Source organism: Xanthomarina spongicola, from assembly GCF_003148645.1.
GTDB classification, from domain to species: Bacteria; Bacteroidota; Bacteroidia; order Flavobacteriales; family Flavobacteriaceae; genus Xanthomarina; species Xanthomarina spongicola.
In genome coordinates this window covers 738054-763595 of the sequence record NZ_QGGP01000001.1, presented here as the reverse complement: position 1 = coordinate 763595, position 25542 = coordinate 738054, and the positions used below count along the sequence as shown (strand labels likewise).

The 25542-nt window shown below is 30.2% G+C and carries 29 protein-coding genes; 18 read left to right on the top strand and 11 right to left on the bottom strand.

Features of this window, described 5'->3' with window-relative positions:
- Nucleotides 1–53: 53 nt before the first annotated feature.
- The 3 genes from LX78_RS03470 (at nucleotide 54) to lspA (ending at nucleotide 3072) form a co-directional block, all read left to right on the top strand.
- The gene (locus LX78_RS03470) at nucleotides 54–1610 is read left to right on the top strand and encodes an NAD(P)/FAD-dependent oxidoreductase (RefSeq protein ID WP_109681230.1); all 1557 of its coding nucleotides are present in this window, start codon (nucleotides 54–56) and stop codon (nucleotides 1608–1610) included.
- Nucleotides 1611–1681: 71 nt separating this feature from the next.
- Nucleotides 1682–2575 (top strand): ACP S-malonyltransferase, encoded by an 894-nt coding sequence (gene fabD / locus LX78_RS03465; RefSeq protein WP_109681229.1) that lies wholly within the window; start codon nucleotides 1682–1684, stop codon nucleotides 2573–2575.
- On the top strand, nucleotides 2575–3072 hold the full coding sequence (gene lspA, locus LX78_RS03460; RefSeq protein ID WP_109681228.1) for a signal peptidase II: 498 nt from the start codon (nucleotides 2575–2577) through the stop codon (nucleotides 3070–3072). Before fabD ends, lspA begins: the two co-directional genes overlap by 1 nt.
- A 31-nt stretch (nucleotides 3073–3103) precedes the next feature.
- Here the strand turns inward: lspA and LX78_RS03455 are convergent, their stop codons facing one another.
- The 3 genes from LX78_RS03455 to LX78_RS03445 all read right to left on the bottom strand — a co-directional run bounded on the left by LX78_RS03455 (nucleotide 3104) and on the right by LX78_RS03445 (nucleotide 5613).
- Nucleotides 3104–3295, bottom strand: coding sequence for a hypothetical protein (locus tag LX78_RS03455; RefSeq protein WP_109681227.1), 192 nt, complete (start codon nucleotides 3293–3295; stop codon nucleotides 3104–3106).
- A 169-nt stretch (nucleotides 3296–3464) separates the two neighbouring features.
- A complete protein-coding gene (galE, locus tag LX78_RS03450; protein ID WP_109681226.1) occupies nucleotides 3465–4487 on the bottom strand; it encodes a UDP-glucose 4-epimerase GalE in 1023 nt (340 codons plus the stop codon).
- Nucleotides 4480–5613: a DegT/DnrJ/EryC1/StrS family aminotransferase gene (locus tag LX78_RS03445; protein ID WP_109681225.1), complete on the bottom strand. Its 1134-nt coding sequence runs from the start codon at nucleotides 5611–5613 to the stop codon at nucleotides 4480–4482. The genes galE and LX78_RS03445 overlap by 8 nt, the downstream gene beginning before the upstream one ends.
- Nucleotides 5614–5737: 124 nt before the next feature.
- On the opposite strand from LX78_RS03445, the gene LX78_RS03440 reads away from it, so the two are divergent.
- From LX78_RS03440 to LX78_RS03430, 3 genes are all read left to right on the top strand, one after another.
- Nucleotides 5738–6931: a 3-deoxy-D-manno-octulosonic acid transferase gene (locus LX78_RS03440; RefSeq protein ID WP_342766611.1), complete on the top strand. Its 1194-nt coding sequence runs from the start codon at nucleotides 5738–5740 to the stop codon at nucleotides 6929–6931.
- Between the two features lie 133 nt (nucleotides 6932–7064).
- Entirely contained in the window at nucleotides 7065–7421 is a 357-nt protein-coding gene (locus LX78_RS03435) for a hypothetical protein (protein ID WP_109681224.1), read from the top strand.
- A 161-nt stretch (nucleotides 7422–7582) separates the two neighbouring features.
- Nucleotides 7583–8416, top strand: coding sequence for a universal stress protein (locus LX78_RS03430; protein WP_109681368.1), 834 nt, complete (start codon nucleotides 7583–7585; stop codon nucleotides 8414–8416).
- A 36-nt stretch (nucleotides 8417–8452) separates the two neighbouring features.
- Here the strand turns inward: LX78_RS03430 and LX78_RS03425 are convergent, their stop codons facing one another.
- From LX78_RS03425 to LX78_RS03405, 5 genes are read right to left on the bottom strand one after another with little or no spacing between them, the layout of a single operon-like run.
- Nucleotides 8453–8872, bottom strand: coding sequence for a hypothetical protein (locus LX78_RS03425; protein ID WP_109681223.1), 420 nt, complete (start codon nucleotides 8870–8872; stop codon nucleotides 8453–8455).
- A 16-nt stretch (nucleotides 8873–8888) separates the two neighbouring features.
- Nucleotides 8889–10262, bottom strand: a complete 1374-nt coding sequence (locus tag LX78_RS03420) for an MBL fold metallo-hydrolase RNA specificity domain-containing protein (RefSeq protein WP_109681222.1) — start codon at nucleotides 10260–10262, stop codon at nucleotides 8889–8891.
- A 10-nt stretch (nucleotides 10263–10272) separates the two neighbouring features.
- Nucleotides 10273–11109, bottom strand: a complete 837-nt coding sequence (locus tag LX78_RS03415; RefSeq protein ID WP_109681221.1) for an ATP cone domain-containing protein — start codon at nucleotides 11107–11109, stop codon at nucleotides 10273–10275.
- Nucleotides 11110–11154: 45 nt separating this feature from the next.
- Entirely contained in the window at nucleotides 11155–12015 is an 861-nt protein-coding gene (locus LX78_RS03410) for a universal stress protein (protein WP_109681220.1), read from the bottom strand.
- Nucleotides 12016–12036: 21 nt separating this feature from the next.
- Nucleotides 12037–12885, bottom strand: a complete 849-nt coding sequence (locus LX78_RS03405) for a universal stress protein (RefSeq protein ID WP_109681219.1) — start codon at nucleotides 12883–12885, stop codon at nucleotides 12037–12039.
- A 240-nt stretch (nucleotides 12886–13125) separates the two neighbouring features.
- On the opposite strand from LX78_RS03405, the gene LX78_RS03400 reads away from it, so the two are divergent.
- The 10 genes from LX78_RS03400 (at nucleotide 13126) to LX78_RS03355 (ending at nucleotide 20989) form a co-directional block, all read left to right on the top strand.
- Nucleotides 13126–13527 (top strand): hypothetical protein, encoded by a 402-nt coding sequence (locus tag LX78_RS03400; protein ID WP_109681218.1) that lies wholly within the window; start codon nucleotides 13126–13128, stop codon nucleotides 13525–13527.
- 10 nt (nucleotides 13528–13537) lie between these two features.
- On the top strand, nucleotides 13538–14437 hold the full coding sequence (locus LX78_RS03395) for a mechanosensitive ion channel family protein (RefSeq protein ID WP_109681217.1): 900 nt from the start codon (nucleotides 13538–13540) through the stop codon (nucleotides 14435–14437).
- Between the two features lie 17 nt (nucleotides 14438–14454).
- Nucleotides 14455–15681 (top strand): metallophosphoesterase, encoded by a 1227-nt coding sequence (locus tag LX78_RS03390; RefSeq protein WP_109681216.1) that lies wholly within the window; start codon nucleotides 14455–14457, stop codon nucleotides 15679–15681.
- A 68-nt stretch (nucleotides 15682–15749) separates the two neighbouring features.
- Nucleotides 15750–16253: a hypothetical protein gene (locus tag LX78_RS03385; protein ID WP_109681215.1), complete on the top strand. Its 504-nt coding sequence runs from the start codon at nucleotides 15750–15752 to the stop codon at nucleotides 16251–16253.
- 17 nt (nucleotides 16254–16270) lie between these two features.
- Entirely contained in the window at nucleotides 16271–16726 is a 456-nt protein-coding gene (locus LX78_RS03380; protein ID WP_109681214.1) for a pyridoxamine 5'-phosphate oxidase family protein, read from the top strand.
- A gap of 78 nt (nucleotides 16727–16804) precedes the next feature.
- Nucleotides 16805–17692 (top strand): DnaJ C-terminal domain-containing protein, encoded by an 888-nt coding sequence (locus tag LX78_RS03375; RefSeq protein WP_109681213.1) that lies wholly within the window; start codon nucleotides 16805–16807, stop codon nucleotides 17690–17692.
- Nucleotides 17693–17694: 2 nt separating this feature from the next.
- A complete protein-coding gene (locus LX78_RS03370) occupies nucleotides 17695–17991 on the top strand; it encodes a chaperone modulator CbpM (RefSeq protein WP_245881459.1) in 297 nt (98 codons plus the stop codon).
- A gap of 6 nt (nucleotides 17992–17997) precedes the next feature.
- Nucleotides 17998–19095 (top strand): DUF6544 family protein, encoded by a 1098-nt coding sequence (locus LX78_RS03365; RefSeq protein ID WP_109681211.1) that lies wholly within the window; start codon nucleotides 17998–18000, stop codon nucleotides 19093–19095.
- Between the two features lie 110 nt (nucleotides 19096–19205).
- Nucleotides 19206–20420 (top strand): alpha/beta hydrolase-fold protein, encoded by a 1215-nt coding sequence (locus LX78_RS03360; protein WP_109681210.1) that lies wholly within the window; start codon nucleotides 19206–19208, stop codon nucleotides 20418–20420.
- Between the two features lie 80 nt (nucleotides 20421–20500).
- Nucleotides 20501–20989: an AAA family ATPase gene (locus tag LX78_RS03355; protein ID WP_109681209.1), complete on the top strand. Its 489-nt coding sequence runs from the start codon at nucleotides 20501–20503 to the stop codon at nucleotides 20987–20989.
- Between the two features lie 48 nt (nucleotides 20990–21037).
- Here LX78_RS03355 and LX78_RS03350 read toward each other — a convergent pair whose 3' ends face one another.
- From LX78_RS03350 to LX78_RS03340, 3 genes are all read right to left on the bottom strand, one after another.
- Nucleotides 21038–22036, bottom strand: coding sequence for an MlaD family protein (locus LX78_RS03350; RefSeq protein WP_109681208.1), 999 nt, complete (start codon nucleotides 22034–22036; stop codon nucleotides 21038–21040).
- A 67-nt stretch (nucleotides 22037–22103) separates the two neighbouring features.
- On the bottom strand, nucleotides 22104–22826 hold the full coding sequence (locus LX78_RS03345; RefSeq protein ID WP_408068257.1) for an ABC transporter ATP-binding protein: 723 nt from the start codon (nucleotides 22824–22826) through the stop codon (nucleotides 22104–22106).
- A gap of 59 nt (nucleotides 22827–22885) precedes the next feature.
- Nucleotides 22886–23656, bottom strand: coding sequence for an MlaE family ABC transporter permease (locus LX78_RS03340; RefSeq protein ID WP_109681206.1), 771 nt, complete (start codon nucleotides 23654–23656; stop codon nucleotides 22886–22888).
- A 133-nt stretch (nucleotides 23657–23789) separates the two neighbouring features.
- On the opposite strand from LX78_RS03340, the gene LX78_RS03335 reads away from it, so the two are divergent.
- Nucleotides 23790–24707, top strand: coding sequence for a L,D-transpeptidase (locus LX78_RS03335; protein WP_109681205.1), 918 nt, complete (start codon nucleotides 23790–23792; stop codon nucleotides 24705–24707).
- A 76-nt stretch (nucleotides 24708–24783) separates the two neighbouring features.
- Entirely contained in the window at nucleotides 24784–25542 is a 759-nt protein-coding gene (locus LX78_RS03330) for an NYN domain-containing protein (RefSeq protein WP_109681204.1), read from the top strand.

Below are 25542 nucleotides of genomic sequence, written 5' to 3'. Positions count from 1 at the left end.
CATGAATCTGGTTTAGGGTGTTTATTTATTTTAATATTCCTTAATTTTGCCACATGATAAAAGATCTTCAGTTACGTATTAGTTTAAAAGAGGAAAAAATTCCAAATATTCTTTTAATTAAATCTGCTGAAAACTTAGGCATGTCCAGAGATAAAATTTCTGGCATTAAAGTGCTTCGAAAATCTATCGATGCACGCAAGCCCAAAATAATTTTAAACTATAAGGTTGCTGTTTACATTAACGAACCAGTTCCAGAAACATCAGAATACACCTTCGATTATAAAGATGTTTCTAAAGCTAAACCCATACATATTATTGGTTTTGGTCCAGCAGGTATGTACGCTGCTTTACGTTGTATCGAGTTAGGTTTTAAACCCATTGTTTTAGAAAGAGGTAAAAATGTGCAAGACAGACGTCGCGATTTAAAAGCTATCAATCAAGACCATTTTGTTAACGAAGATTCCAATTACTGCTTTGGCGAAGGTGGAGCAGGAACATATAGCGATGGGAAATTGTATACTAGAAGTTTAAAACGTGGCGATGTAAGACGCATTTTTGAAAACCTAGTTTTTCATGGAGCTACAGACCAAATTCTTGTTGATGCTCATCCACATATTGGCACTAACAAACTCCCAAAAGTGGTTACAAATATTCGTGAAACCATTTTAAAATATGGTGGAGAAGTGCGTTTTGAAACTCGTGTAACCGATTTTAAAATCAAAAACAATAAAATTCAAGCCATCCAGTTACTTAATGGCGAGGAACTCTCAGCAAATCGTGTGATTCTTGCAACTGGACACTCGGCAAGAGATATCTTCTACTTGTTACATGAAAAGAAAATAGCTTTGGAGGCTAAATCCTTTGCAATGGGAGTTCGTGTAGAACATCCACAACACATAATCGATTCCATTCAATATCATTGCTCTGGACAAAGAGACGAGTTACTTCCGGCTGCTTCTTATAGTTTGGTACAACAAGTAAACAATAGAGGTGTGTATTCCTTTTGTATGTGTCCTGGAGGCTTTATAGTTCCAGCTGCTACTGCCAATGGCGAAGTAGTTGTAAATGGCATGTCTCCATCTAGAAGAAACAACCAATTTGCAAATTCTGGTATAGTAGTAGAATTAAATGTAGAAAGAGATTTTCCTAAATACGAACACTTTGGTGTTTTAAAAGGTTTAGAATATCAGAAAGATTTAGAACGTTTGGCTTTTACTGCTGGAGGACGAACTCAGTCTGCTCCTGCACAACGTTTAACAGATTTTGTAGAAGGTAGATTATCTTCAGATTTAAACTCGACGTCTTATCAACCTGGATTAAAATCGGCTCCTTTACATTCTCTTTTACCAAAACTCATTGGCGGAAATTTACGTCAAGGATTTAAAGCATTTGGTGAAAAAATGAAAGGTTATTACACAGCAGAAGCCAATGTAGTTGGTGTTGAAAGTAGAACCTCATCACCTGTAAGTATTCCTAGAAATGAAAATTTAGAACATCCTGAAGTTGAAGGTTTGTTTCCTTGTGGTGAAGGTGGTGGTTATGCTGGAGGTATTGTTTCGGCAGCCATGGATGGAGAGCGTTGTGCTGAAGCAGCAGTTATTGGATTATAAAAACAAAACAAAGCTAACTTATCATCTAAAAAAATTATTCCTATTTTTGCAACACTAAAATAGATACACATATGAACGCATATATATTTCCTGGTCAAGGAGCACAATTTTCTGGAATGGGTTTAGACCTTTATGAAGGATCAACTTTAGCACAAGAATTATTTGAACAAGCCAACGATATTTTGGGCTTTTCCATCACAGATGTGATGTTTCAAGGTTCTGCTGAAGATTTAAAAGAAACAAAAGTTACGCAACCAGCAATATTTTTACATTCGGTTATTTTAGCTAAAATTTTAGGCGACAGTTTTAAACCAGATATGGTAGCAGGACATTCTCTTGGAGAATTTTCAGCATTAGTAGCAAATGGAACATTAACTTTTGAAGATGGTTTAAAATTAGTTTCCCAACGTGCTTTAGCCATGCAAAAAGCATGCGAGCTTCAGCCTAGTACTATGGCTGCCGTTTTAGGATTAGATGATGATATTGTTGAAAAAGTATGTGCAACAACTGAAGGAGTTGTTGTAGCTGCAAATTACAACTGTCCTGGACAGCTTGTTATTTCTGGAGAAATAGATGCTATTAATAGAGCTTGCGAATCTTTAAAAGAAGAAGGAGCTAGACGCGCCTTAGTACTTCCTGTTGGTGGCGCTTTTCACTCACCTTTAATGGAACCTGCACGTGAAGAACTAGCTGCTGCTATAGAAAATACGTTTTTCAATAAACCTCAGTGTCCTATTTACCAAAACGTAACTGCTTCTGCAGTTTTAGATGCTGTAGAAATAAAAACCAATTTAATTTCTCAATTAACAGCTCCTGTAAGATGGACACAATCTGTTCAACAAATGATTACAGATGGAGCTACTTTATTTACTGAAGTTGGTCCTGGAAATGTATTGCAAGGTTTGGTTAAGAAAATAAATAGAGATGCACAAACAGCTTCGGCTAATTATACTAAAGAAGCTTAATGAAATTATCTCGAAACACTTTTATTGTCCTTCTTATTGTATTAAATATAGCCTTAGACCAGATTTCTAAAGTTTTAACTCGCCTATACGTAACACCAGGAAGCGAGACTCCAATTATTGGAGATTTTTTCACATTACATAATGTGGAAAATTCTGGAGCTTTTCTAGGAATGGGAAGCGATTTAAATCCAACATTAAGATTTATTTTTTTATTAGCTTTACCTATTCTTGTTTTAGGATATGTGACTATTCATATTATTAAAAACAAAGAATTAGATCAATTATCCTTAATAGGGTTCTGTTGTATTGTTGGTGGAGGAATAGCAAATGTTTATGATAGAATTGTCTATGGTTCTGTTACAGATTTTTTCCATATTGATTTAGGAGGAGTCTTTAGAACTGGTATTTTTAATCTAGCCGACATGTCGGTTATGCTGGGACTTGGACTACTTTTGTTTGCAGGATTTAAAAAAGGAAAAGAAACAAAAAATGCATAAAAAAAGCCTCTATTAAGAGGCTTTTATTTTTTTATCTTGCTAGACTGCAAGCTTCGCAATCTTTAACTTCACCATAATAGGTTTCTCGATATTTGTGAATTGTTTTAATGGGAATACTTAAAAAAGCTTTCTTTATATAAGTCACTTTTGTAAATAGTTCTCCCATTTTAGGTGTGTACCTTTTCTCTTCAATTGTTTCTCTTTGAACTGTAATCAATTTCATGTTTTCCGTTATCATTTAAGCTACAAAGTAACGGAAATCATTATGGAACACCAAGAAAATAAAGCTAAAACCTTGTTAATCAATATATTATTTTTGATTATTCAACAGAATCCACATATCATTATCAGATTGTTAACATAATGGTCTTTTGAATGAATATTCCCAAATTTTATAATTTAGAAAGTTTTTGTTCCCATTTCCAAGCTGAACGCATAGCATCATCTAATGTTAATTTAGATTTCCAACCTAATTCAAGATTTGCTTTTTTAGTATCTGCATATACAGAAACAACATCTCCTGCTCTTCTTTGAGCAAATTTATAATTTAATTTTTCTCCTGAAACACGTTCGAAAGACTTGATAACTTCTAACACAGAACTTCCAGTTCCTGTTCCAAGATTAAAGATTTCAAAATCCTTCTTATTCTGTTTGTCTAATAACCTTTCTAAAGCTATAACATGTGCTTTAGCTAAATCTACTACATGAATATAATCTCGAATACAAGTTCCATCATGAGTTGGATAATCGTTTCCAAAAACAGATAGTTCATTCCTTTTACCTATAGCTGTTTGTGTAATAAATGGCACTAAATTTTGTGGCACTCCAAGAGGCAATTCTCCAATTTGGGAAGATTCATGAGCTCCAATTGGGTTAAAATACCTTAATGAAACAACATTAAATTGAGGATTAACATGACAGACATCTTTTAAAATTTCTTCTCCTATCTGTTTGGTATTTCCGTAAGGTGAAAGTGCTGGTTTTACTGGAGCCTCTTCTGTTATTGGTAATGTATCTGCTTGTCCATAAACTGTACAAGAAGAGCTAAAAATGAAATTAGCTATGTATCTATTTTTATATTCTTGAAGTAAATAAACTAAGGTATTGATATTGTTTTCGTAATATAATAAAGGTTCATTAACACTTTCTCCTACAGCTTTACTTGCAGCAAAATGAATCACACCATCTATATTATTATGACGTTCAAAAAACTCTTTTAGTCCTTGTTTATTTTTTAAATCGAAATTTTCAAACTCTGGTTTTTTACCAGTAATTGCTGTAATTCCTTCTAAAACACTAATTAATGAATTAGATAAATTATCAATAATTACTACTTCGAATCCTTTATTTTGAAGTTCAACAACTGTGTGAGACCCAATAAAACCTAAACCTCCTGTAACTAAAATTTTAGCCATTTATATATTGAATGATTTTTTCTGAAATAAATGCAATTTGTTCGTCATCTAATTCAGTATGCATAGGTAAAGAAATTACTTCTTTTACTAATTGGTTTGTAACTTTAAAATCAGCTTCATTGTAACGTGAATCCTGATATGCTTTTTGATTGTGCAATGGGATTGGATAATATACTCCACAAGGAATGTCGTTTTCATTTAAAAACTTAACAAGTCCATCTCTATCCACTCCGTTTAATTTTAAAGTGTATTGATGAAATACATGGTTGTCTGGTGTACCATATTCAAATGGCGTAGTAATTTTATCTATATCCTTAAAAGCTTCGTTGTATTTATTGGCTGCTTCTCTCCTTGCATTATTATAGGTGTCCAAAAGATTCAGTTTAATATCTAAAACTGCAGCTTGAATAGAGTCTAACCTAGAATTTACTCCTACCACATCATGATGATAACGTTCGTACATGCCATGATTTACAATCCCTCTTATAATATGTGCCAGCTCATCATCGTTAGTGAAAATAGCTCCACCATCTCCATAGCATCCTAGATTTTTTGAAGGAAAGAAAGACGTTGACGCCACATGACCTATGGTTCCTGCTTTCGCTTTTTTTCCATTCTTAAATGTGTAAGTAGCACCTATTGCTTGAGCATTATCTTCAATAACAAAAAGGTTGTGTTCTTTTGCAATTTCCATAATAGCATCCATATTGGCACATTGACCAAATAGATGTACAGGAACAATGGCTTTCGTTCTTGGAGTAATGGCTTTTTTTATAGCTTCAATATCTATATTGAAATCGTCTGGATTAACATCAACTAAAACTGGTGTTAATTGTAATAAGGCAATAACTTCTACAGTAGCTGCAAATGTAAAATCGGCAGTTATAACCTCATCTCCAGGTTTTAACCCTAATCCCATCATAGCTATTTGTAAAGCATCTGTTCCATTTGCACATGGAATAACATGCTTGACTCCTAAATAATTTTCAAGATTTTTTTGAAACTCATGAACCTTAGGTCCATTTATGAAAGATGTGTTTTCAATAATTTCCTGAATGGCAGGATTAACAGCATCTTTTATACCTTTATACTGACCTTTAAGGTCAACCATTTGAATTTTTTTCATACTACACAAAATTACAAAATTCGTAAACGTTAACCAATGAAATTCTATCAAAGAAGTGTATTTTAGCAACAAAGATTCAAAATTGCAGGTAATTTATAATTTAGGGATAAACATAACCCAATTGGTGTTGAAATTTATTTCAATCTTTAACCATAAGCTCAGACTTGGTGTTACTGGAAGAAAAGACACGTTTAACATCATTAAAAGTCAGATTTCTAAATCTGATAAGACGTTATGGTTTCATTGTGCTTCTTTAGGTGAATACGAACAAGGTCTTCCTGTTTTTAAAGAATTACGAAAAACTTATCCTACCCATAAAATAGTACTTACTTTTTTTTCTCCATCTGGTTACGAAATAAGAAAAAACACAGACATTGCAAATGTTGTAGTTTACCTTCCAATTGACACCAAAACCAATGCAAAAAAGTTTCTAGACCTAGTAAATCCAGAATTAACCATTTTTGTTAAATATGATATTTGGCCAAATTTTTTAAACGAATTAAAGAAGAGGCAATTAAAAGCTGTTTTAATTTCTGCTTTATTTAGAGATAATCAAATATACTTTAAATGGTATGGTGGTTTTATGAAAAATGCCTTGTTTGCTTTTGAACATATTTTCACTCAAGATGTCCATTCAAAATCTTTATTAAAAAATATTAATTACAATCAAGTAACTGTTTCTGGAGACACTAGATTCGATCGTGTTTATAGTCAGTTGGACCAAGACAACACTTTAGGTTTTATTCAAGCTTTTAAAAACGATAAACTATGTCTAGTGGCAGGAAGCACTTGGCCAGAAGACGATGTTTTTTTAGTAGATTATATAAATTCCTTAGAAAATAATGATTTAAAATTTATTATTGCTCCTCACAATATAAATGCTCCTCAAATTCAAAAACTAAAACAGTCTATAAATAAAAAAACGATTCTATTTTCTGAGAAGAAGAACGCTTCTCTAGAAGATTTCCAGGTATTAATTATAGATACTATTGGTCTGCTTTCTAAAATTTATAGCTATGCTAACATTGCTTATGTAGGTGGAGCTGTTGGAAAAACCGGATTACATAACACTTTGGAGCCAGCAGTTTTTGGAGTTCCTATTATAATAGGTGAAAATTTTAAACATTTTCCAGAAGCAAAAGCCATGATAGAAAACAAAGGCATGTACTCCATTAAAAATGCTGATAATCTAAAAGATACATTAAATTTACTTATAAAAAACACAGATTTTAGAGAGGATTCGGGTAAAAATAATTCTAATTATATAAAAAATAATACAGGATCCGTAGTCCAAATCATGTCTTATTTACGTAGATAGAGAGAATATTTAGCATAATAACTTAAAAAATGTTAAAAATTGTTAATAAAACATATACGATGTTTGACAATTAGTTATTAAATTTGTTAATTATTTTAAAAACACTAATTATAACACTAAAACCTTTAAACTAATGAAAAAATTATTATTAAGTACTGTATTATTATTGAGCTTAAGTCTTGTATTTACTTCTTGTAGAGATGAGAAAAAAGTTGATTCTGCTGAAGACGCAATTGAAAACGCTGCTGATGCAACTGAAGATGCAATGGAAGATGCTGCTGACGCAACTGAAGAAGCAATGGAAGATGCTGGTGAAGCTGTAGATAACGCAGTTGATGCTGCTGGTGAAGCTGTAGAAAATGCTGCTGATGCTGCTGGTGATGCAGTAGATAACGCTGTTGATGCTGCTGGTGATGCTGCAGATAAAGCTGGAAAAGCTGTAGACAAAGCTGCTGATGATGCTGCTAAGGCTGTAAAAGGAGCTCACTAATTAAGTAGTTCTAAATAAAATTAGTAAAAAAGACTCTCTTAAATTGAGGGTCTTTTTTTGTTATTATTCTTAATGAATCAATATATAACTAGCATATTATGATTTATATCATAGCTTATCCTTTAATTTTTTGATATTTTTATTCATAAAATATGGAAAAAATGAAACAGGTTCTTTTACTAACAGATTTTTCTAAGAATTCTAAAAATGCTATTAATTATGCCTTACAATTATTTGAAAAGCAAACGTGTGTATTTTATGTTTTAAACACTCAAAAAACTTCAAGATATACTACTAGCGATTTAATTTCTAATAGTAATTCAAGTGTTTACGATTCTCTAGTTAAAAAAACAAAACAGAAACTAGATAAATATGTAAAAACTCTTGAAACAAAATTTCAAAATGAATCTTACCTTTTTGAATCTATTGTAGATTATGATTCTCTTCCTGAAGCCATTAACCAAATTATTCAAATTAAAAAAATAGAACTTATAGTTATGGGCACTAATGGAGCCACAGGAGCTAAAGAAGTTGTTTTTGGAAGCAATACGCTTCAAGTTATTAGAAAAGTTGACTGCACAACATTAGCTATTCCTGAAGGTTTTAACTTTAGAAAACCTAAAAATATTCTTCTGCCTCTAGATATGACTGACTCATTGAGTAGTCGTGGATTTTTAAAACTACATAAGTTTGTAAAAAAACACAAAAGCAACTTGCACATACTACGTATTAACCCAAAAAATGAAACTTCTAAAGAAGAGAAAAAGGACCTAGAGAATATAGACAACTTATTAAAAAACAAGTCGCATACTTATCATAAAATAAGCAATGTACCAATACATTTTACAGTTGATAGTTATTTACAAACTAACAATATAGACTTAGTTACTTTACTAGTTCAAAAAGAAAGTGCTTTTGAACGTTTTTTTGGAGGGTCTTCTACAAAAAAGATAAGCCAAGATTTAAAAGTCCCATTACTTATATTTCATAGTTAATAAAAAATATCAATAAAACCTTACTTATTAAACAATCTATTCTGTTTGAATAACACCTTGTAAATAATTAAAAATTCTCGATTTTAATATTAATGCTTGGTTAATAAACTGATGGATATTTTGTTCTATTTCGTTGTGCAAATTCATAAAATAATTATCACAAGCAAGCTCATCGCATTCAATTATATTAGCAATTTGACTCTTATGAGAATTAACTTTTATTATCAATTTATCTGATTTTTGAATACATTTCTCTAATTCTTTTTTAAACTGCTCAAGATTTTCAAATAGGTTCATTATTTTAGGCCTATAAATTTGAGCATTTACTAAAAACTGCAAGAAGATTAATTCTTCTTTTAAATTCTGAAGACTTTCTGCATACAATAGTACATGATACTGCAATTCTTCAGTAGATTTCTCTCTATTAAAACTTTTGTATTCTATGTGTGTTTGCATAATAAAAACTTTAATTTTATAACATTACTTTTTCAATGTCTGTAAGTTTTGGAATGGTTGCATTCCATTTAAACGTATCTTTTATTTTTACTCTAAAAGCATCTAAAGCCATAGACTCTCCATGTATTAAATAAACTTTTTCAGGAATGTTTTTTATGTTGCTCATCCAATTTAATAATTCTTCTTGGTCTGCATGAGCCGATAAACTTTCTAAGTGTTTTATAGTAGCTTTTACAGGATAATATTTTCCAAAGAATTTAATTTCATGTGCACCTTCAAGCAATTGTCTACCTCGCGTTCCTTCGGCTTGATAACCAACCAATAGAACCGTTGTGGAAGATTCATCTATAAGTTGCTGCAAATAAGTTAACACTCTACCTCCAGTAACCATGCCACTTCCTGCAATAACTATTTTGGAACGTTTATCGTCTATGGTTTCCCAGGTTTCTTTATAAGATTGAATAATATTAACATGGTTACACATAGCTCTGTAGTCTGCTTCGGAAAGTTTATGCCACTTTGGAAAGTGTTTAAAAACATCAAGTACATTGTTTCCCATTGGACTATCAATAAAAATAGGTATGTTAGGAATTCTGTTCGACTTATAAAGTTTCCACAAAATGTACATTAATGTTTGTAATCTTTCAACTGCAAAACTTGGTATAATAAGGTTGCCTTTTTTGTAAATAGTTTCCTTTATTAAATTAGAAAGTAGAGTTTCAATATCTTCTTCTGGATGGAGTTTATTTCCGTAAGTGCTTTCTATAAATAAAAAATCTGCCCATTCAGGCCTTTTTGGATCATCTAAAAGATAATCGTTAGTTCTCCCAATATCTCCAGAAAACACAAATCGTTTGCCATTAATATCTAATTCAATAAAAGTGGCTCCAATAATATGTCCATTATATTGAAATCGATAAGATATGTTTTCAGACAACTTAATCCATTTGTCATGCATTTCTACCTGAAACATATTTATAGTCTTCTCGGCTTCCCGAGTTGTATAAAATGGTAAAGCAGGACTGTGTTTTGTGTATTTTTCCTTATTGGCTTTTTCGGCTTCTTCTTCGTGAATTTTAGCACTATCTTTTAATATAATTTCTGCAATAGCCAATGTAGGTGCTGTTCCAATAATTTTCCCCTGGAACCCTTGTTTTAATAATCTTGGTAAGTAACCTACATGATCTAAATGTCCATGAGTCAACAAAACAATATCTATTTCTTCAACATCTACAGGAAGATCTACCCAATTTAACTCTCTAAGCTCTTTAAGACCTTGAAACATACCACAATCTATCAAGATATTTTTTTCGGAAGTTTCTAAAAGAAATTTAGACCCAGTAACAACTCCAGAAGCACCTAAAAAATTAATTCTTGCATATTTTTCCATGATTTTATTCTTAAGGATTACACAACTGCATTATATCATTTAAAATGCGTTCTTTTCTTGTATCTGAAATACCTAAATGATCTAAATAAAAAGAATCTCCAATCAAATCTCTACACAAAACCACATCTCTACTTAATAAGAACTGTTTTTCTCTATTTGTTAATAAGGTAGAAACTGTAATTGGATATAAACCCAATCTATCAATAATGTTTTTTAGTGCATCTTCTTTTGGGTAATCCCAGCTTAATAACTTTAATCCTATACATTTTCCATATTGTAAAGCATCTTCAGTAAATCGTGTATTAGTTACAACCCATCCCGAATTTAATTTGGTTTTTTTAGGTTTAGAATCCCAATGCTCTTTTACATCTTTAAATCTTGATGCTATATAGAGAGGTACTTTAACATTGCAATTCCTACCTTCTTCGCTATGGAATTTACATTCCACAATGGTTGTGTTTCCATTTTTATATGCTACTACATCTATTTCGTGAGTAACACATTTGCCTTGTAAAATTTTTCCAACTTCTGTTTTATATCCAGTATATTTAAAAATAGTAGCTATAAAGTTTTCAAATGGAAAACCTGTTGGACCTAACTCATAAATGGCTTTTTTAAGTTTATATTTTGAAGCAAAATAACTTTTCTTCTTTTTCAATAATGCAAAAGCCCTATTATAAATTTCTTTAGTTGAAATACCTTGATATAATTCGTCTCGAACTTTGTCAATTATTTGATCTACTGTTTTTTTATCTGCTCCAGAATGATTTAAAGAAGCTCTTAATTTTTCTAATGAAAACTTCACTTTTTCGCCTGAAGATTTAATGACTTCTATATGTTGTTCCATAAATTAAATTTAAAAATGACCTAAATACAAAAGCAATTATTAATACTAAATCTCTATTTTATTCTTTTTATCTGAAGGAATAACCAGAAAAGGAATTTTTAGATGAAAACCAATTTGATTAATGGTCGATTTAAAAAATAAGTTTTCGAAAAAAGAATGCTTATTATTTATCATTATCAATAAATTAATACGTGCTTTTTGTTGAAAATTGGTAATAGCATCTGTTATATCTTGTTTACTAACTTCATGAAATAAATGGGCTACTTTTTTAAAATAAGTTTCTAATTTAGCCTTATTTTGTTCTTGTTCATCTAATAAATCTGTTCCATAAGATACATGTAACACATTGATTCTTGAAGTAAACAGTTTCGCAATTTCAACTATAGGTTTTATTTGCTTGTCTTGGTAATTAATTTCATAATCTGTTGGGAATAAAATATCTTTAGGCGCTTCAAACTCGAATTCGTCTGGAACAGCCAAAACTGGACATTTTACATGCTTAAACACTTGTACTGTATTTGAACCAAATAATACTTCTTTTGCTCCTGTGGCACCTTTAGTTCCCATAATTACATAATCTATTCCTTTTTCTTCAACTAACTCTTTAATTTCAAGAATCAATGTGTTAAATGAAGCTCTCTTTTTAAAGCTGTGTTTGGGATTATTAAAAGTTTCTTTTATTTGTTTTTCTATAGTATCTAAACCTTTTATGGACGATTCTCTAATGGCATCTGCAAGTCCAAATTGCGAAGGACTTACCATAACATATTCTACATGATAAACAATTGGAGTATACGTGTTTAATAAATAAAACGTACAAGTTTCTTCTTTAAATAATTGAAGCGCATATTTTATTGCATTCCAAGAATTATCAGAAAAGTCTGTTGGTAATAATATTTTTTTCATGATTTAAAATTTTAAGTATTATCAAATTCGTTTTATATTCTGCAAAGCCAAAAATGGAATTTCTATATGTAAACTAAGTTTAGATATGGTAGATTGAAACAAAATGTTCTCTAGAAACGAATGTCTAGTGTTAACCATAACTAGCATATCTATCTTTTTTGATTCGATATAATTAAAAATGGTTTTTGTAATATCTTTATTTTTAATTGTAATAAAATTTATTTGATTTTTACACAATTCGTTTTTAACAAAGGCTTTATTGTCTTCTTGTCTCATTGAAAGCTTGTCGCTTTTAGAGATATATACCATATCTATTTCTCCTCTAAAAGGCATAGCCATCTCGCACAATAACTTAAGTTCTCTTCTTTTATAAGGAATCAAGTAATTAGTAGGAAACATAATATGTTTAGGCTGTGTATATTTATAATTCTCTGGAATAGCCAAAACAGGACATTGTACATATTTTAAAACTTGCAATGTATGGCTACCAAAAGTTATTTTTCTATCGTTTGTTTCTCCACGAGTACCCATAACAATAATATCTATATTCTCTTTATCAACTATTCTATCTGCTTCGTCTACAAGAATACTATTTGAAGAAATAATAAAATGTTTATGTCTAGGGTTTGGAGAAATCTCTTTAATCTGTTTAAGTATTGTTTCTAGTTTTTTAACTGAAGCATTATTAACACTTTTAGTTACTTTATCTAGTTTATCTCTACTTATTAAAGCTTCATCTGCATATATTTCATCTTGATAAGCATGCATGATATAAAATTCGCTAATCTCATATTTAAAAAGCTCTAATGCATACTTTATAGCATTTAAGGCATTATCTGAAAAATCTGTAGGAATTAATATTTTTCTCATAATTGTAAGTTTATTTCATTATTCTTAAAGTTAATTGTTAAACTCATAACAAACTATGATAAATGTCAGATTCACAAAGTTTTATAGATTAATAAATATACTTTTTTTAATATGCAAACATGCATTCTATAAGAATATTAAATGCACTAATTAATTGATTTAATGATTTTTATCATTTTATACCTCCTTTTCTATTCGTACCTTAATTGAATAGATTAATATTAAATAATATAAAAAAAGATGAAAAACCTCAACATGCATTTTTATCAAAAATTAGGCAAATTATTTTATGCTATTGCTGCAGCAGATAATGATGTTAGAGAAGCTGAAATACTAAAATTACATGAGATTGTAAAAAGCAAATGGCTTCCTGTAGATGATACAGAAGACAATTTTAACACAGATGCGGCTTACCAAATTGAATTTGTTTTCGATTGGCTTAATAATCAAGGTCAATTAAATGCAGAAGCATGTTTTAAAGATTTTATAGATTTCAAAAACGAACAAAAGCATTTTTTTACAGAACCCATTAAAAATTTAATTATTAAAACAGCTCATGCTATTGCAAATAGTTTTTCAGGAAAAAACAAGTCTGAACTTATTATGTTAGCAAAGTTAGATATAGAATTAAAGAAAATATAATTCAATAAATATGGATCAAATTAAAAACTGGATTTTAGAAAATCCTACCATTTACAGTATCGCTAAATTTGCTTTAATTGTAATTTTTGTCCTTTTAGTTATCCAATTTCTAAGACGCTTTTTAAGAAAAAACATTCCAGACACTTCAGCACGATATAAATCGCAAAAAGGGATAGAATTTATTGGATACACCTTGTTAATTATTTTATCTATATCTTATTTTACAGGAAACATAAAAGACTTTACATTAGCTATTGGTCTTTTTTCTGCAGGTGTTGCCTTTACTCTTCAAGAATTATTTTTAAGTATTGCAGGATCTGTTTACATATTTGTTGTTAAGGTATATAAGCCTGGAGATAGAATTGAAATTAATGGCATTAAAGGAGATGTTATAGATGTTGGCAGTATTTATACAACTATGATGGAAATTGGCCAATGGGTTTCTAGCGATAATTACAGTGGAAGAATAGTAAAATTGAGCAATGCCTTTGTGTTTAAAGGAGCCATATACAACTACTCTCAAGACTTTCCATTTATTTGGGACGAAATTAATTTACCTATAAAATATGGCTCAGATATAGAATTGGCAAAATCTTTAGTCATTGATATTGCGTCTAAAGCATTGGCTGAACATACAGCAAGTTCTAAAACACAATGGAAAGAAATAGTAAACAAATATTATATTGAAGATGCGCAAATAGATCCAACACTTGCTATTACGTTAACAGATAATTGGATTCAATTTAATTTAAGATTTATTGTAGATTACAAAAAACGAAGGTTTACAAAAAACGAATTACACAACTCAATTCTAAAAGCTTTTGAGGGTACAAATGGCAAAGTTTTATTTGCATCAACCACCATAGAACTTGTTAAAATACCAGAAATTAAAGTCGATATTAATAAGTAAAATATATAAAATAGATTATGAAAAGCTATTCACTTTTTACCATATTCCTTTTGTGTTTAGTTATTTTTACTGTCGATTTTTTAGCATATCATTGGTTAAAGTCAATTACAAATCTTATTTCCTTCTCCTTTTTAAGGAGTGCCATTCATATACTTTTTTGGTTTTTTACTATTGGATTAATAGTAGCCATAATTACCCTGAAAATAAGATTAGACCACATACAACCTAGAAGAAAACAATTACTTATCTCATCTTTATATGGTTTGACCATATCATCCTTTATTCCTAAAATAATTTTTATAGTTGTTACGGCTATTTTCTTTTTTACCAATTATGTGTTTTCCGAAAAAGAATCGCTTTTAGTCATTCCTCTTATTGGGTTATTTGCTGGATTTCTACCCTTTTTCGTAATTGTTTATGGTATTTTTAAAGCTAGATACAATTTTAAAGTACATCATGTAAAACTCCCTTTTAATCATTTACCTGAAGGGTTTCATGGTTTGAAAATTGTTCAAATTTCCGATTTACACTTAGGAAGTTTCAATCATCAATTTCATATTCTAGATCGAGCTATAAATAAAATTAATCAGCTTGAGCCAGATCTGTTAGTATTCACAGGTGATTTAGTTAATAATTATGCTTGGGAATTACGTGGCTGGAAAAAAGCATTCAGACATTTTTCGCCTAACATAAGCAAGTTTGCTGTTTTAGGAAATCATGATTATGGCGATTATAGTAAATGGGACTCTAAAGAAGCCAAGCAAGAAAATTTTGAAGCTATTAAGACATTTTACAAAGAGAATAATTTTAAGCTTTTATTGAATGAATCTGAAATAATAACTTCAAAAAATGAAAAAATAGCCATTATTGGTGTTGAAAATTGGGGGAATCCACCTTTTAAACAATATGGAGATTTGCAAAAAGCATTATCTGGCACTGAAGAAGTTCCGTTTAAAATTCTTTTGTCTCACGATCCAACTCATTGGCCAGAAGAAGTTATAAAACAAACCAACATTGCCTTAACACTTTCTGGGCATACACATGGTATGCAGGCTGCTTTTAAATTAAAAAACAAAGAATGGAGTCCTATAAAATATAAATACAAGCATTGGGCTGGATTATACGAAAACAACAAGCAATGTCTCTATGTAAACAGAGGTCTAGGCTGGCTTGGTTTCCCTGGAAGATTAGGCATGCGTCCAGAAATAACACTTATAGAATTAATAAAAAAACAAAATGTCTAAACTGATTTATGTCATAGGCTTTTACTTTAATAAGTATTAAGTTAGTTGTTAGTCTAAATTAGAATATTATGACACGTAAAAAGAAAATACTATATGTTTTTATTGGCATTATTACACTATTTTTTTTATTCCTAGTTTGGTATAAAGTTACTTATTCCATGGACGAAGCTGCTTCTTACGAAATTAATTCTCCTACAAATCAAACTAAATTATTAATAGCAACCCAAGGCAGCGAATTTAAAAATGCAATAACAGAAAATATTGTAAATTACTACAAGAAAGATTCGCTTTACATTAAAGTTATTGATGTGTCACTATTAGATAAAATTAATGCCAATAAATTTAATGCTATATTTTTATTTCATACATGGGAAAACTTAAAACCTCCTATTGAGGTTGAGAAATTTATAGAAAGTAACAAAGCGCTTAAAAGCAAAATAATTATATATACTACATCTGGAAACGGTTCTTATAAAATGGAAAATGTCGATGCTCTAACTGGAGAATCTAATATTGAAGATGTAAAAAAGGTAAGCAATCAAATTAAAAGAAAATTGGACGATTTATTATAATAAGAAAACCCAGAAACATGATAGCAAATTTAGAAACCAAAGAATGCAACTTTATACTTAGCAATAATTACATTGGACATTTAGGGTACATCTTCCAAAACAAACCCTTTGTGGTACCAATTACTTATTACTTTGATGAAAAAGCGAACCATATTATCTGTTATTCTGGCGAAGGACATAAAATAACAGCCATGCGAAAAAACAATACAGTTTCCTTGCAAGTAGCAGAAATAGAAACAGTAAATAATTGGAAATCTGTTTTGGTTCATGGACAGTTTGAACTTCATTTTGGTAGCGAAGCTAAAGCCTATCTTCATGCTTTCTCATTAGGTGTAAAAGACGTTATTACAGAACAAGAACAGGTTAAGCTAGATCGTATTAGCGATTTTTCTAGCAAAATTTATAAAGATGAAATTCCTTTTGTTTTCTTAATTAAAATTGAAGAAGTAACTGGAAAAAAAAGAATTCATTAAGTTAAATTGTTATGGAATAAATAGCAGACAAACTAAATATTGAAATAGAGATATTATTAGAATTAAAAAACCATTAGGATGTCGTACATTGATTATTATAAAATATTAGGCATTCCAAAAAATGCTACAGAAAAAGACATAAAGAAAGCCTATAGAAAATTAGCAAGGAAATACCATCCAGATCTAAACCCTAACGACAAAGAAGCTGAAAAAAAATTTAAGGAAATTAACGAAGCCAATGAGGTTTTAAGTCATCCGGAAAACAGAAAAAAATACGATGAACACGGAAAAGACTGGAAACATGCCGAAGAATTTGAAAGAGCAAAACAACAGCAACAACAATACCAAGGTAGCAGACAGCAACAGTATTCTGGTGATTTTAATGAAAGTGATTTTTCAGATTTTTTCGAATCCATGTTTGGTGGAGCCTCTAGACAAAGAAGTAGAAGCACCATGTTTCGAGGTCAGGATTTTAATGCCGAATTACAACTAGATATAAAAGATGTTTATGCAAGCCATAAACGCACATTAACCGTAAACAACAAAAACATTAGGATTACTATTCCTGCAGGTATTGAGAATGGTCAGGTTATTAAAATTAAAGGACATGGTGGCAAAGGTGTCAATAATGGTCCAAATGGCGATTTATACATTAAATTCAATATTTTAAACAATACCAGTTTTAAAAGAGACAAAAACAATCTGTATACAACGGTCGATTTAGATTTATACAAAGCTCTTTTGGGTGGCGATGTTACAGTTGATACTTTTAACGGAAAAGTAAAACTGAAAGTAAAACCAGAAACCCAAAATGGCACTCAGGTTAAGCTTAAAGGCAAAGGCTTTCCTGTGTATAAAAAAGAAGGTCAGTTTGGCGATTTATACATTACATATAACATAAAAACACCAACAAAATTAACTGACAAGGAAAAAGAATTATTCACCGAATTATCAAAATTAAGATGATTATGGACAGAGAAAATTTAATATCAGTACAAGAGTTTTGCTCGCTTTATAAGGTTCCAGAAACATTTATTACATCCTTATACGAATACGAATTAATTGAAATTACAACCACAGATAACACCCAATGTGTACGTGTTACCCAATTAAAAAACATCGAAAAACTCATTAGGTTTCATTTCGAAATGGATATTAATCTGGAAGGCATTCATGCCATTTCTAATTTGCTTAATAAAGTGGAAACCTTACAGGACGAAATTAAGAGACTTCACAACAAGATAGATTTTTATGAAAGTAATTAATATGTTATGCAATATGTCTATAGCTTCATATTATTGTTTCATGGATTAATACATCTTTTAGGATTTGTAAAAGCCTTTAATCTAGCAGAAATAAACCAATTACCTCAAAGCATTTCAAAACCAATTGGGATTCTTTGGTTCCTAACGTTTCTTCTGTTTTTAATAACATTCTTGGCATATTTAAAATCTTATAAATTCTGGTTTATTATTGCTATTGTAGCAGTTATCATATCGCAAATAATCATTATTATATTTTGGAAATATGCTAAATTTGGTACGATAGCCAACATTATTATTCTTGTTGTTAGCATATTCTCTTTAGGCAAGTATCAATTTAATAATATGGTTTCAAACGAAACCACACAGGTTTTACAACATATTCAAACTAAAAATCATACTATAATTTCTGAAAAAGACATCTTGCATTTACCAGAAATTATTCAAACATGGTTAAGAAATTCTGGAGTAATTGGAAAAGAAATAAGTCAAAGCATTCGGTTAAAACAAATTGGGAAGATGAGGACTAAACCAGAAAACAAATGGATGCCTTTTACTGCCACACAAATATTTAATGTAGAAAAGCCAGCTTTTGTCTGGAATACTCAAGTTGAAGCCATGCCATTTATTTCTTTATATGGTAGAGACAAGCTATACCTAGAACAAGGTAGTATGCTTATTAAACTAGGAGCTTTAATTCCAGTAGTGAATGATGCTGAAAACCCACAAATAAATTCTGGAGCAATGATACGGTTTTTAGCTGAAATATGCTGGTTTCCATCAGCTGCTTTAAACAATTATATTGTTTGGGAAACTTTAGATAAAACTTCAGCAAAAGCGACGTTAACAGTCAATGGCGAAAGCGTATCAGGAATATTCAAATTCTCTAAAGAAGGCCATATTATTTCCTTTGAAGCCAAACGATTTTATGGTGGCAATACAAATTCTAAACTTGAGACTTGGCATGTAAAGATGACTTCTTACAAAACCTTTAACAATATTAAAATTCCAAATAAAAGCTCAGTAAGTTGGAAATTAAAAGAAGGTGATTTTAATTGGTTAAAGCTTGAAATATTGGAATTGGAAAGAAATATAATTAAAGATTAGGTAAAAACTTTTAGATTTGTAGGTATATGCATTAAGAATATACACACGAGTGTATATCTTGCATTGATTGTATATAATTTATTGAAGACAAAATATTATAAAAACGATAAATGAGGACGTATTGCATATTTTTTTTACTGCTGATTGTTACATGCTCAACAAAGGCTCAAGAATTCTCCTCCTACGAAAAACCAATAGAAACAAGTTTGTATTCGCAAGCATTAAATGACTCTGTAAGTCTGGAAATAACCTTGCCTAAAGAACTAAAAAATCAAACAGGTAAAGAATATCCTATTATATATTTACTTGATAGACAGTTATCCAACAACTATAAATACAATCTATATGCTATTGACTATTTAAGTACACTGCAATGGATGCCTAATGCAATAGTTATTGGTATTACTTTTTCTAATAAAAACAGAAATTCTTGGACAGTTCCTAATGCATCTGGTGGAAAAGCAGATAATTTGATACTATTTATAGAAAATGAGTTGAATAATGAATTGAGAGAAAAATACCCTATCTCAAATTTTAATTTGTTGATAGGACATTCTCGTACGGCAATTTTTTCATCTTACGCTTTATCAAAAAGCCCTGAATTTTTCAATGGTACAATAGCAAGTAGCGTTTCGAATTTTGACTTTGGGGATAATGAACAACACAAACAATTTGAACTCTTCTTGAATAAGATTGTGTCAAGTTCTCATAAATACTATTACTATTTTTCAGTAGGAGAAAAATCATATGGAGATTTACATGAATCAGCCGTAGACACATTAAACACTTATTTAAATGCTAAAAAATTACCTAAAAACTTGGAATGGAAATATTACAAGCATAAAATAGCACATGATCTTACACCAGGAGTTACTGTAGGTAATGCTTTAAGTGAAATTTTCAAAGATTACGGCAGAAGAATAGAGTTATGTTTTGATCTTGCAAAAGGATCGAGAAATAAAGTGCCATGGAATGATTTTCTAGACTTATATTCTTCCCTTTCTTCTGAATTAGGTTTTAAAATCCAACCATCAGAATTATTCTTCAATAGTATTGCTTCAGAGTATTACAATGATTATGACAGTATATATGGTGACAACAATCTAGATTTTACTCTAGAGATTCTATTAAAGGCAATAGAAGAGTTTCCAAATGATTTTGAATACAATAGTTGGATAGGAGAAATCTATATTACTCTCAAAGAAATTGAGAAAGGAGAACATTATCTCAATAAGGCAATCGAACTAATAAATAATGACAAATCCGTCTCGGAATTAGATCGAATAAACTACCTTAAAGAAATAGAGGCATTAAAAACGGAATAACCAACTACAATAATATGTGTAATGCAAGCATTGCTCACACCATAAACTAACCGTTAGGTTACAATCTGAAAAAAACAAAAATGATACATTTGATAGTTGGAAATACAGGTTCAGGAAAAACAACATATTCAACTGAATTAAAAAGAAAAACAAACGGCATTATTTTTTCAATTGACAAGTGGAATAAAACACTATTCTTAGCCGACAAAAAACCGACTGACGGATTAGAATGGTTTCTAGAAAGAATTGAACGAGCTGAAAAATTGATTATGACTCTAGTTAGTCAGTTAGAAACCTCAAAAACCGATTCAATTCTAGATTTAGGACTTTCAAAATTTGAACATCGTGAAAAATTTAGAAAGTTCGCTGATTTAAACGGTTATGAATTAAGAACCCATTTTTTAGACATTCCAAAAGAAACTCGACTAAATAGAGTTATGAAAAGAAACAAAGAAAAAGGTGAAACTTTTGAATTTGAAGTAAGTAAAGAAAATTTCGATTTTATGGAAAACTGGTTCGAAAAACCTACTAAAAAAGAAATGATTGGAGGAATAATTATTAATGAATAAAAAACATGTACCAATAAAGAACTAGGTAAGAAAACAATCTGTTTTAAACTAATTCTTTTCTTTTTCAGCCTTTTTCTCAGCCTTTTGTTCTTCTTTTTCTAATTTCTTAAAATAACCACGTGTCAAGAAATTATGCTTTAAGGCTTCCATATTCTGGTTAAATTTATCTGTACCTTCATTAATATATTTAATAGATTCTTCAAGTTGTTTTACTAATTCAGGATCGTTCGATAAATAATTTACAGCTCCTTCTCCTTCTTTTAAATTGGTTATGGTTTCGTTTAAATTGGTAATTACAGATTGTATTTCCATACTTGATGTTTCCAAATTTGAAATAATATGTCTTACCTTATTAGCTTCAATAGTATCGTTTAATAAAACACCAGCAACGCTTTCTTCTAAATCAATCTCAGCTATAAGCGAATTAAGCCTCAACATAGTTTTGTTGGTTTGCACACTTGTTAATTTTAAATTATTAAGCGTTTCCTTGATGTCATTTGCTGCAATGGTATCGTTTATAAGCATCCCTAGAGTGCCTTTTCCTTTTGTAATAGAATTAACAATGTCTAATAATTTAGATGTTAATAAAGCTGCATTTTCATTTGTTGTATTTAAGGTATTAAGCATTTCGCCTGTTCCAATTTTTGTATAAGATTTTATGTTATCTCCTTGAGCTATTGGACCTGCTAACCCTTGGCCTGGAATAATATTTACAATCATGTTTCCAACCAAACCATCGGAACCAATTGTTGCAATAGCATCTTTTTTAATATGCTTTACCATTTTCTCATTGATAACCAATTCCACATTAATAGTAGAATCGTTAATCATGTTAATATTTCTTACTGTTCCTACATTAATTCCAGAATAACGAACGTTATTACCTTGCATCAAGCCATTTACATTATTAAAATTAGCACTTATTGTAAAGGTTTTATCGAACATGTTTTTTTGTTCGCCAATAAAATAAACAGCAGTTATAAAAATGATTAATCCAATAACCACGAAAAGTCCCAGATTAAATGTCTCTTTACTTGTTTTTTTCATTTAACTATATTTATTTCATTCCTATAAATCTACCTGACTTCAGACAGAAAAGGGAATCTTTATTAAATTATTTAAAAAATGCTTTTACTTGCTCATCGTTAGACGAAGCCAATTCAGTAAAAGTTCCTTCAGCATAATTAGTTCCATCCACCAATAAAATCATGCGTTCGCTAACTACTCTAGCACAATCTACATCGTGAGTTATAATTAACGACGACGTTTTATATTGTTTCTGTACACGTCTCATAAGCTCAATAATTTCCTTAGACGTTATTGGATCTAAACCACTTGTTGGCTCATCGTATAAAATAATTTTAGGTTTTAAAATAAGTGCTCTTGCTAAAGCTATCCGTTTTTTCATACCTCCAGACAGTTCAGATGGCATTAAATTTACTGTATGAGCCAGACCAACACTTTCTAATGCTTCAGTAATAAGTGGTGTAGTATCTGTTAAATTTTCAAATTTCTTTTTATGTCTTCTTAACGGAAATTCTAGATTCTCTCTTACTGTCATAGAATCGTAAAGCGCATTCCCTTGAAAAAGAAAGCCAATTTCGGTTCGAATGTTATCTAATTCAACACGATTAAGTTTGGTAATATCCTTTCCCATAACTTTTATACTTCCGGAATCTGCTTGCATTAAACCAACAAGGCATTTAATCATAACCGATTTCCCTGAACCAGATTTCCCCATAATGACTAGATTTTCTCCTTCAAAAAGCTCTAGGTTAAATCCGTTTAACACGTGGTTATTTCCAAAAGATTTTCTCAAGTCAACAATCTCAAGCATGAGTTTTTTTTCGCTTTGCTCTTTAGTTACATCTAGTATGTTTTGAGTTTGATTCATCTTTAAATTTCAAAAAATATGTCTGTTATAAAAACGGCTATAAAATCTAATATAAATAAAAGCATGGACGCATAAACAACTGCAGAATTTGCTGCCTTACCAACACCTACTGTTCCTTTTTTGCAGTTATATCCTTTAAAACAACCTACAAGTGCAATGGCAAAACCAAAGAAAAACGTTTTTATAGTTGCTGGAATAAGATCGCTAAATTCTAAAGCTTTAAATACTTTATTAAAATATAAAACAAAAGACACATCTCCTTTTGCATTTTCAATAATATACGAACCATAAAGTGCAATAGCATCACCAAAAATAACCAAAATAGGAAGCATGATTGTTGCTGCAAGAATTCTTGTAACCACTAAAAATTTAAAAGGGTTTGTTCCAGAAACTTCCATAGCATCAATCTGCTCTGTTACTCTCATAGAACCTAATTCGGCTCCTATTCCAGAGGCAATTCTTCCTGCAAATGTTAAGGCAATAATAACAGGTCCAATCTCTCTAATTATAGAAATACTAACCATAGAAGGCATCCAAGATTCTGCTCCAAATTCTTGCAAAGTTGGTCTGGTTTGTAAGGTTAAAACCAAACCAATAATAAATCCAGTAACACCAACTAATAGAATAGAACGATTGCCAATACTATAACACTGCCTTAAAAGTTCTTTAAACTCGAATGGTCTAGAAAAAACTTCTTTAAAAAACCGACCAGCAAAGTATGTAAGCTCTCCTATTTCAATAAAAAACGATTTTATAGCGCTATTTTTCTGCATGTTACATAATTAGCATTCTACCAAATATAATGTAAGAAGCTAACAATTAATATGATTAATATCATTTCTTTTCTAAGATATTCATTCTAAATTTAAGTATGAATTCTTAATAAAAATAATTTATTATAATGTGATGACCTTTAAAACTATTAATTACTATCTACTTACTATTGTGTTAATAGTAACCACTAGCTTTTTTCCTAAAAACACACAATTAAACAATCAAAACACAATAAAAACAAGAAATCTTCAAGACTCAATACAACCAGTAATATTAACTAGAGATATTCAGATAAAAAGTTACTTTCAATATCTAGATTCTATTATTACAAATTTTAATTCCAAACATGCTTATATTATTTCTGAACATGTTCTGGTTAGACACAATCCATGGATAATAGACTCTTTGGCAAATACAGATTATTATAGAATGATGGCTAAAGACTCTTTTGTATACAATCAAAAAGAGTTAATTATACTAAAAAAAGGTAGTCGAATTAATATTCCAGATTCTCTTGAAACTAAACAATTACTTGACACCTTTAAAAATACTTGGTTAGATGTAAATATTCCCGAATATAAATTTCGAATCTATAAAGATTCCACAATGTTATACGAGTTTCCAATTAGAGTTGGTAGAAACGAAAAAAAATATTTGAAAATGGGAAACAGAGTTACTGATTTAAAAACTATTCCTGGTGAAGGAAAAATTGTAGCCTTTATAAAGAATCCTGATTACTACAATCCTGTAACTGGAAATCAATATTTTGTAACTAAAAGAGACGATAATAAAACAACCAAATTACCACAAATTCCATTTATTGAAACTGAAATAAATGGCATAAGATATGGTCAATTAATTCATCCAACAACCAATCCAATAACACTTAATAAAGCATATTCTAATGGCTGTATTGGCACAAACGAAGCAGATGCTTGGATTATATATTATTATGCGCCAATTGATACAAAAATTAGGATTAGATATGATTTAAATATTATTAACGAAGAAGGCGAAAAAGTAGTTTTAAAAGATATTTATGGTGAATAAATAAGTATATAACATTAATATCTTTTATATTATATGTAATTTGGCAATTAATGAAAATTAAAGTTTTAATAATAATATGAATTTAAACATTGCAGTACTTATAGATGGAGATAATATTCCCTCAGCTCACGTAAAAGAAATGATGGAGGAAATTGCAAAATATGGCAATCCTACCATAAAAAGAATTTATGGCGACTGGACCAAACCTCATCTAACTAAATGGAAAGATCTTTTACTGCAAAATGCCATTACACCTATTCAGCAATATGCTTACACGACAGGTAAGAATGCAACAGATTCGGCCATGATTATTGATGCCATGGATATCCTTTATTCTAATAAAGTAAATGGTTTCTGTTTGGTTTCTAGCGATAGTGATTTTACAAGATTAGCTATCAGATTAAGAGAGGCTGGCATGCAAGTTATAGGTATTGGAGAAAAAAAGACGCCAACACCTTTTATTGTGGCATGCGATAAATTTATTTACGTTGAAATATTAAGAAGCCAATCTGAAAAGAAAGACGAAACTAGCAACAAAGAGAAAGAAAAAGATAGTATCGATAAAATTACACCTCAAGTTATTAAACTAATTTCTACAACTATTGATGATTTATCAGATGAAGATGGCTGGGCATTTCTTGGAGATGTTGGAAGTTTACTACAAAAAAAACAACCCAATTTTGATTCTAGAAACTATGGCTTTGAAAAATTAACTCCCATGATTAAATCCACCGAAAGTTTTGAAATTGAACAAAGAGAAACTCCTAAAAGCAAACACAAATTAATTTTTGTTAAAAATATAGAAAAGCCTAAAAGAAGACCTAAAAGAAAATAA

What these genes read in the sequence shown, in the direction of transcription:
- LX78_RS03425 (WP_109681223.1), bottom strand. Translation starts at nt 8,872, where the DNA reads ATGCAAACACACATAGAATACAAAAGTTTTAATAGAGAGAAATCTACT.
- LX78_RS03455 (WP_109681227.1), bottom strand. Translation starts at nt 3,295, where the DNA reads ATGAAATTGATTACAGTTCAAAGAGAAACAATTGAAGAGAAAAGGTAC.
- galE (WP_109681226.1), bottom strand. Translation starts at nt 4,487, where the DNA reads ATGGCTAAAATTTTAGTTACAGGAGGTTTAGGTTTTATTGGGTCTCAC.
- LX78_RS03430 (WP_109681368.1), top strand. Translation starts at nt 7,583, where the DNA reads ATGAAACAGGTTCTTTTACTAACAGATTTTTCTAAGAATTCTAAAAAT.
- LX78_RS03435 (WP_109681224.1), top strand. Translation starts at nt 7,065, where the DNA reads ATGAAAAAATTATTATTAAGTACTGTATTATTATTGAGCTTAAGTCTT.
- LX78_RS03445 (WP_109681225.1), bottom strand. Translation starts at nt 5,613, where the DNA reads ATGAAAAAAATTCAAATGGTTGACCTTAAAGGTCAGTATAAAGGTATA.
- LX78_RS03335 (WP_109681205.1), top strand. Translation starts at nt 23,790, where the DNA reads ATGACCTTTAAAACTATTAATTACTATCTACTTACTATTGTGTTAATA.
- LX78_RS03390 (WP_109681216.1), top strand. Translation starts at nt 14,455, where the DNA reads ATGAAAAGCTATTCACTTTTTACCATATTCCTTTTGTGTTTAGTTATT.
- LX78_RS03345 (WP_408068257.1), bottom strand. Translation starts at nt 22,826, where the DNA reads ATGCTTGAGATTGTTGACTTGAGAAAATCTTTTGGAAATAACCACGTG.
- LX78_RS03420 (WP_109681222.1), bottom strand. Translation starts at nt 10,262, where the DNA reads ATGGAAAAATATGCAAGAATTAATTTTTTAGGTGCTTCTGGAGTTGTT.
- LX78_RS03405 (WP_109681219.1), bottom strand. Translation starts at nt 12,885, where the DNA reads ATGAGAAAAATATTAATTCCTACAGATTTTTCAGATAATGCCTTAAAT.
- LX78_RS03360 (WP_109681210.1), top strand. Translation starts at nt 19,206, where the DNA reads ATGAGGACGTATTGCATATTTTTTTTACTGCTGATTGTTACATGCTCA.
- LX78_RS03350 (WP_109681208.1), bottom strand. Translation starts at nt 22,036, where the DNA reads ATGAAAAAAACAAGTAAAGAGACATTTAATCTGGGACTTTTCGTGGTT.
- LX78_RS03410 (WP_109681220.1), bottom strand. Translation starts at nt 12,015, where the DNA reads ATGAAAAAAATATTATTACCAACAGACTTTTCTGATAATTCTTGGAAT.
- LX78_RS03365 (WP_109681211.1), top strand. Translation starts at nt 17,998, where the DNA reads ATGCAATATGTCTATAGCTTCATATTATTGTTTCATGGATTAATACAT.
- LX78_RS03355 (WP_109681209.1), top strand. Translation starts at nt 20,501, where the DNA reads ATGATACATTTGATAGTTGGAAATACAGGTTCAGGAAAAACAACATAT.
- fabD (WP_109681229.1), top strand. Translation starts at nt 1,682, where the DNA reads ATGAACGCATATATATTTCCTGGTCAAGGAGCACAATTTTCTGGAATG.
- LX78_RS03380 (WP_109681214.1), top strand. Translation starts at nt 16,271, where the DNA reads ATGATAGCAAATTTAGAAACCAAAGAATGCAACTTTATACTTAGCAAT.
- LX78_RS03415 (WP_109681221.1), bottom strand. Translation starts at nt 11,109, where the DNA reads ATGGAACAACATATAGAAGTCATTAAATCTTCAGGCGAAAAAGTGAAG.
- LX78_RS03400 (WP_109681218.1), top strand. Translation starts at nt 13,126, where the DNA reads ATGAAAAACCTCAACATGCATTTTTATCAAAAATTAGGCAAATTATTT.
- LX78_RS03370 (WP_245881459.1), top strand. Translation starts at nt 17,695, where the DNA reads ATGGACAGAGAAAATTTAATATCAGTACAAGAGTTTTGCTCGCTTTAT.
- LX78_RS03330 (WP_109681204.1), top strand. Translation starts at nt 24,784, where the DNA reads ATGAATTTAAACATTGCAGTACTTATAGATGGAGATAATATTCCCTCA.
- LX78_RS03375 (WP_109681213.1), top strand. Translation starts at nt 16,805, where the DNA reads ATGTCGTACATTGATTATTATAAAATATTAGGCATTCCAAAAAATGCT.
- LX78_RS03395 (WP_109681217.1), top strand. Translation starts at nt 13,538, where the DNA reads ATGGATCAAATTAAAAACTGGATTTTAGAAAATCCTACCATTTACAGT.
- LX78_RS03385 (WP_109681215.1), top strand. Translation starts at nt 15,750, where the DNA reads ATGACACGTAAAAAGAAAATACTATATGTTTTTATTGGCATTATTACA.
- LX78_RS03470 (WP_109681230.1), top strand. Translation starts at nt 54, where the DNA reads ATGATAAAAGATCTTCAGTTACGTATTAGTTTAAAAGAGGAAAAAATT.
- lspA (WP_109681228.1), top strand. Translation starts at nt 2,575, where the DNA reads ATGAAATTATCTCGAAACACTTTTATTGTCCTTCTTATTGTATTAAAT.
- LX78_RS03340 (WP_109681206.1), bottom strand. Translation starts at nt 23,656, where the DNA reads ATGCAGAAAAATAGCGCTATAAAATCGTTTTTTATTGAAATAGGAGAG.